This is a genomic window from Azospirillum sp. TSO22-1, assembly GCF_003116015.1.
GTDB lineage: Bacteria > Pseudomonadota > Alphaproteobacteria > Azospirillales > Azospirillaceae > Azospirillum.
Map to the genome: position 1 here is coordinate 1 of NZ_LGQZ01000091.1, position 6,043 is coordinate 6,043.

Annotated in this window: 6 protein-coding genes; 5 read left to right on the forward strand and 1 reads right to left on the reverse strand. The window is 71.9% G+C overall.

Annotated features, from left to right (window positions below; genetic code table 11):
- The 4 genes from TSO221_RS23075 to prfA all read left to right on the forward strand — a co-directional run.
- Positions 1 to 553, forward strand: a 553-nt coding sequence (locus tag TSO221_RS23075; protein ID WP_146208886.1) for a DUF4115 domain-containing protein, incomplete at its 5' end; no start/stop codon positions are given.
- A 95-nt stretch (positions 554 to 648) separates the two neighbouring features.
- Positions 649 to 1,758: a flavodoxin-dependent (E)-4-hydroxy-3-methylbut-2-enyl-diphosphate synthase gene (gene ispG, locus TSO221_RS23080; protein ID WP_109120875.1), complete on the forward strand. Its 1,110-nt coding sequence runs from the start codon at positions 649 to 651 to the stop codon at positions 1,756 to 1,758.
- A 157-nt stretch (positions 1,759 to 1,915) separates the two neighbouring features.
- Positions 1,916 to 3,229: a glutamyl-tRNA reductase gene (gene hemA / locus TSO221_RS23090; RefSeq protein WP_109120876.1), complete on the forward strand. Its 1,314-nt coding sequence runs from the start codon at positions 1,916 to 1,918 to the stop codon at positions 3,227 to 3,229.
- A complete protein-coding gene (gene prfA, locus TSO221_RS23095) occupies positions 3,226 to 4,299 on the forward strand; it encodes a peptide chain release factor 1 (RefSeq protein ID WP_109120877.1) in 1,074 nt (357 codons plus the stop codon). Before hemA ends, prfA begins: the two co-directional genes overlap by 4 nt.
- Before the next feature lie 11 nt (positions 4,300 to 4,310).
- On the opposite strand, the gene TSO221_RS23100 is transcribed toward prfA, so the two are convergent.
- Positions 4,311 to 4,703 (reverse strand): DUF559 domain-containing protein, encoded by a 393-nt coding sequence (locus tag TSO221_RS23100; protein WP_109120878.1) that lies wholly within the window; start codon positions 4,701 to 4,703, stop codon positions 4,311 to 4,313.
- Positions 4,704 to 4,840: 137 nt separating this feature from the next.
- On the opposite strand from TSO221_RS23100, the gene prmC reads away from it, so the two are divergent.
- On the forward strand, positions 4,841 to 5,695 hold the full coding sequence (gene prmC / locus TSO221_RS23105) for a peptide chain release factor N(5)-glutamine methyltransferase (protein ID WP_109120879.1): 855 nt from the start codon (positions 4,841 to 4,843) through the stop codon (positions 5,693 to 5,695).
- Positions 5,696 to 6,043: the final 348 nt, after the last annotated feature.

The window sequence follows — 6,043 nt, forward strand, 5'->3', positions numbered from 1 at the left end:
GCCCGCCCCGCCGCCCCCGCCGGGCGGCGCGTCCGTCAGCCCGCCACCGCCGGCCGCCGTTCCGGTCACGCCGCCCGCCCCGGTCGCCGCGCCCGTGCCGCCACGCCCGCCCGCCACCGCGCCCACGCCGGCCCCTGCCCCACAGGCCACCATCGTCCCCCCCGCGCCGCACGGCGACGAGGAGGAGGTCGACATGGCCCGGCAGGACCCGACGCCGCTGTCGCCCGCCGCCGCCGCCCCGCCGGCCGCGCCGCAGGCGCCCGCCGCTCCGGCCGACGGCAAGGTCTACGGCGCGCAGAACGGCACCACGCGCGTCCAGGTGCGCGCCGTCCAGGACAGCTGGGTGCAGATCCGCGACTCGCAGGACATCATCTTCACCCGCGTGCTGAAGCCGGGCGACACCTACCGCGTGCCCGACCGCCCGGGCGTGCGCCTGCGCACCGGCAACGCCGGTGGCCTCGTGGTGGTGATCGACGGCGTCGCCGGCCAGCCGATGGGCTCGGTCGGCCAGGTGCTGCGCGACGTGCCGCTGGAGCCCAAGCCGGCGCGCTGATCCCCGCCGATCCCCCCGTCGATCCCCTTGGAATCCGCGGCGGCCGTCCGCACTTCAGTCCTGCCCGCTTTTTCCAGCCCGCGAAGGCCAGACCCATGACCGTGCGTTCCTACCGCCAGATCCTGCGCCGCACATCACGGCAGATCCGCGTCGGCAAGGTGCTCGTCGGCGGCGACGCGCCGATCTCCGTGCAGACCATGACCAACACGCCGACCACCGACGTGCAGGCCACGGTCGAGCAGATCAGGGCGGCCGAGCGCGTCGGCGTCGACATCGTCCGCGTCTCCTGCCCGGACCAGGAGTCGGCGCTGGCGCTGAAGGACATCGTGCGGCAGGTGGACGTGCCGGTGGTCGCCGACATCCACTTCCACTACAAGCGCGCCATCGAGGCGGCGCAGAGCGGCGCCGCCTGCCTGCGCATCAACCCCGGCAACATCGGCTCCGCCGACCGCGTGCGCGAGGTGGTGAAGGCGGCGAAGGACTACGGCTGCTCCATGCGCATCGGCGTCAACGCCGGCTCGCTGGAGCACGACCTGCTGGAGAAGTACGGCGAGCCCTGCCCCGAGGCGATGGTCGAGAGCGCGCTGAACCACGCCAGGATCCTGGAGGACCACGACTTCACCGAGTTCAAGATCTCGGTCAAGGCGTCGGACGTGTTCCTGGCGGTGGCGGCCTACCAGGGCCTCGCCGAGGCCTGCGACTACCCGCTGCACATCGGCATCACCGAGGCCGGCGGCCTGCGCGCCGGGACGGTGAAGTCGTCCATCGGGCTGGGCATGCTGCTGTGGTCGGGCATCGGCGACACCATCCGCGTCTCGCTGTCGGCCGACCCGGCCGAGGAGGTGCAGGTCGGCTACGAGATGCTGAAGTCGCTGGGCCTGCGCCGGCGCGGCGTGACGGTGATCTCCTGCCCCAGCTGCGCCCGGCAGAACTTCGACGTCATCAGGACGGTGGAGATCCTGGAGCAGCGGCTGGCGCACATCACCACGCCGCTGACGCTGTCGGTGATCGGCTGCGTGGTGAACGGCCCCGGCGAGGCGCGCGAGACCGACATCGGCCTGACCGGCGGCGGCAACAACACGCACCAGGTGTACCTGTCGGGCGTGACCGACCACCGCCTGAAGGACCAGAGCATCGTCGACCACCTCGTCGGCCTCGTCGAGAAGAAGGCTGCCGAGATCGAAGCCGCCAAGGCCGCGGAATAGGGTAAGATCCCCTCTCCCGCCCCGGGAGAGGGAGGGGCCCGCCGCGTTGCGGCGGGAGGGTGAGGGTCAGTGCAAGGACCCTCGGTTTTGCCCTCACCCGGCCGCTGCGCGGCCACCCTCTCCCGGGACGGGAGAGGGAATTAAACGGACCACCGCGTTGACCGCTTTCTACCTCGTCATCGGCGCCAGCCACCGGACCTGTTCGGGCTCGCTGCGCGACTGGCTCGCCACCGAGGAGGCCGAGGTGCCGGACATGCTGGCGCACCTCAAGGCCGCCGGCTTCGAGCAGGCGCTGTGGCTGTCCACCTGCGACCGCGTCGAGGTGCACGCCGTCCACCCCCGCCCGCTGGAGGGCGCGCTCGACGCCGCCGCGGTGATGGCGGAGCGGCTGGGCATCGCCGCCGACGACCTCGCCGACCAGCTCTACACCTACGTCGGCGACCGGGCGGTGCGGCACGTCTTCTCGGTGGCCTGCTCGCTGGACAGCCAGATCGTCGGCGAGCCGGCGATCCTCGGCCAGATCAAGGCGGCGCACCGGGTTGCTGCCGGCGCCGGCATGACCGGCCCGGAACTGGAGGCGCTGCTGCAAGCCGCCTACGCCGCCGCCAAGCGGGTGCGCAGCGACACGCCCATCGCCGAGGGCGCCACCTCGATCATCGCCGCGGCGGTGCAGGTGGCGCGTGACATCCACGGCGATCTCGGCCGCTGCGCCGCCCTGCTCATGGGCCTGGGCGACATGGGTGTGCTGGTGCTGGAGGGGCTGAAGGAGGCCGGCCTTGGCCGCGTCACCATCGCCGCGCACGTCGACCGCCGGGCCGAGGCGATGGCGCGCCGCCAGGGCGGCCACTTCGCGCCGTGGATGGAGCTGGACTCCGCGCTGGCCGGCGCCGATATCGTGGTGACCGCGACCGGGCTGGGACGCTATATCCTGTCGCGCGACGCGGTGAAGGCGGCGCTGAAGGCACGGCGCTACCGGCCGGTGTTCGTGGTGGACGCGGCGATCCCCGCCGACGTCGATCCGACGGTGGCCAAGCTGGACGGCGCCTTCACCTACGACCTCGCCGACCTGGAGCGGGTGGCGCTGGAGGGCCGGGCCGGGCGCGACGCCGCGGTGCGCGCCGCCTGGGCCATCGTCGAGGAGGCGGTGGCGGCCTTCGCCCGCGAGCGCGCCGAGCGCGCGGCGGTGCCGGCGGTCGCGGCCCTGCGCGCCCATTTCGAGCAGGAGCGCCGCCGCCTGCTGGCCGAGCACGCCGGGCTGAACGCCGCGGCGGCGACGCGGCTGCTGGTCAACCGGCTGCTGCACCACCCCTCGGAGGTGCTGCGGGCGATGGCGGCGGGGACGGACGGCGGCGGCCTGCCGGAGCACGCGGCGGCGGAGCGCCTGCTGTTCCGGCTGTTCCGGCTGGACGGGGATGCTAAGAACGAGACGGAACGGACGGAGTCCGTAGAGACTGGGGACAAGCGATCGTGAGCCTGGACGAGAAATTCAACAAGGTGCTGGCCCGCCACGACGAACTGCGCGACGCGCTGGCGGCGGGCACAGCCGATTCCGGCGCGTTCGCCAAGCTGTCCAAGGAATATTCGGACCTGGAGCCGATCGCCGCGGCGATCTCCGAGCTGAAGAAGGCCAAGGCGGAAGCCGCGGATCTCGCCGCGATGATCGCCGACCCCGACGGCGACGCCGAGATGAAGTCCCTGGCCGAGGAGGAGTTCCACGACCTCTCCAAGCGCGTCCCGGAGCTGGAGCGCAAGGTGCAGATCTCGCTGCTGCCCAAGGACGAGGCGGACGAGAAGAACGCCATCCTGGAGGTGCGCGCCGGCACCGGCGGCGACGAGGCGGCGCTGTTCGCCGCCGAGCTGTTCGAGATGTACCGCCGCTACGCCGGCCTGCACGGCTGGCGCTTCGAGACCATGGAGGTCAGCGAGTCGGCGCTCGGCGGCTGCAAGGAGGCAATCGCCAACATCACCGGGCGCGGCGTCTTCGCGCGGCTCAAGTTCGAATCCGGCGTGCACCGGGTGCAGCGCGTGCCGCAGACCGAGACTCAAGGGCGCATCCACACCTCCGCCGCCACCGTGGCCGTGCTGCCCGAGGCCGAGGAGGTGGACGTCCAGATCGACGAGAAGGACCTGCGCATCGACGTGTTCCGCTCCTCCGGCCCCGGCGGGCAGAGCGTCAACACGACGGACAGCGCGGTGCGCATCACCCACCTGCCGACCGGCCTCGTGGTCAGCCAGCAGGACGAGAAGAGCCAGCACAAGAACAAGGCCAAGGCGCTGAAGGTGCTGCGCTCCCGCCTCTACGACCTGGAGCGCGCCGCCAAGGACGCCGTCCGCGCAGCGGACCGCAAGAGCCAGGTCGGCTCCGGCGACCGGTCCGAGCGCATCCGCACCTACAACTTCCCGCAGGGGCGCGTGACGGATCACCGCATCAACCTGACGCTCTACAAGATCGACAAGGTGATGGCCGGCGAGGCCCTGGACGAACTGATCGAAGCGCTGATCGCCGAGGACGAGGCGGCCCGGCTGGCGGAACTTCAATAGTCCGTCGGTCGTCATTCCCCTCCCCCGCCCAGCGGGGGAGGGGTAAGGGGTGGAGGCAAGTGATCCGGATCGGACAACGCCGCAAGGATCGTCTCCGCCACACCCTCCGGATTGGTCAGCACCTCAGGGTTCCAGAACCGCAGCACCCGCCAGCCGAGGCTTCGCAGATGCCGATCCCGGGCTTCATCGTAAGAGGATTCCGCATGCTGCCCACCGTCCGCCTCGATGACCAGCTTCGCCTCTATGCAGGCGAAGTCCGCTATGTAAGGCGAAATGGGATGCTGCCGGCGGAAACGCCACCCACCGAGTTGCTCCTGCCGCAGCAGACGCCACAGCCTCCGTTCCGCATCCGTCGGCTGGGTGCGCAGTTCTCTCGCCCGGTATTTGAGCTTCGAATCCCGCATAGGTTCATGATCCGCAACACGTGCCCCCACCCTAACCCTCCCCCGCTTCGCAGGGGAGGGGACAAAGCGCCCTCCCCTGCGAAGCGGGGGAGGGAGGGGACCCGCGCCGCAGGGCGCGGGGAGGGTGGGGGCAAGTCATGACCGAAACCCTCCGCACCCTCCGCCGCGCCGCCGAGGCCCGCCTGACGGAGGCCGGCGTCGACACCCCCGACCTCGACGCCCGCCTGCTCGTCCAGCACGCGCTGAACCTCACCCGCGAGCAGCTTCTCTTCAACGCCGACTCCCCGGTCACCGCCGAACAGGCCGCCGCCGTGCACGCCCTCATCGAGCGCCGCGCCGCGCGCGAGCCGGTGTCGCGCATCCTCGGCGAGCGGGCGTTCTGGAGCCTGGAGCTGTCGCTCAACGCCGACACCCTCGACCCGCGCCCCGACACCGAGACCATCGTCGAAGCCGCGCTGGACGCCCTCCCCGACCGCGCGGCCCCCCTGCGCATCCTCGACCTCGGCACCGGCACCGGCTGCATCCTGCTGGCGCTGCTGGCCGAGCTGCCGAACGCCACCGCCCTCGGCATCGACCTCAGCCCGGGCGCGGTCGAGGCCGCCACGGCCAACGCCGCGCGCAACCATCTCGGCGACCGCGCCCGCTTCCGGACCGGCAACTGGGGCGATGGGCTGGCCGAGCGCTTCGACCTCGTGGTCTCCAACCCGCCCTACATCCCCAGCCGCGACATCGCGTCGCTGGACCCGGAGGTGCGCGAGCACGACCCGCTGCGGGCGCTGGACGGCGGCGCCGACGGGCTGGACGCCTACCGCGCCATAGCCGCCCAGCTTCCCGGCCTTCTCAAGCCCGGCGGCACCACGGCGCTGGAGGTCGGCATCGGACAGGCGGCGGACGTGGCCGCCCTGCTGGAGGCCAACGGCCTGGGCGTTACCGGGATCTTCCGCGACCTCGGCGGCGTGGAACGGTGCGTTCGGGGGCGTAACGATCGGTGAGAACCGGGTGAATCCGGTGTCCCCCACAAAAAAGCAGTTGGATTGCCGGTGTTTCCCCGTTAGGGTGCGGGACAGCGACGATCCGTGGGTCGGCAGGCTTACGCCAAGCCGACGCGCCCCGGGCCAATTGACCAGGATGGGTCCCGGACGCCGCATTTGACTCCCCGATTCCGATCCGCGGCACGGTGCCGTGGCGGGCCCGGCGGCCGGAAGGACGGCCGTCGCGATGCGGGGAATGCGCATCTCGAACATGGGGCCACAAGACCCGAATGAGACAAGGACCGAACAACCGACGTTCGCGCGGCCGTGGCGGCAGTGGTGGTGGCGGCGGTGGCGGGGGTGGCGGCG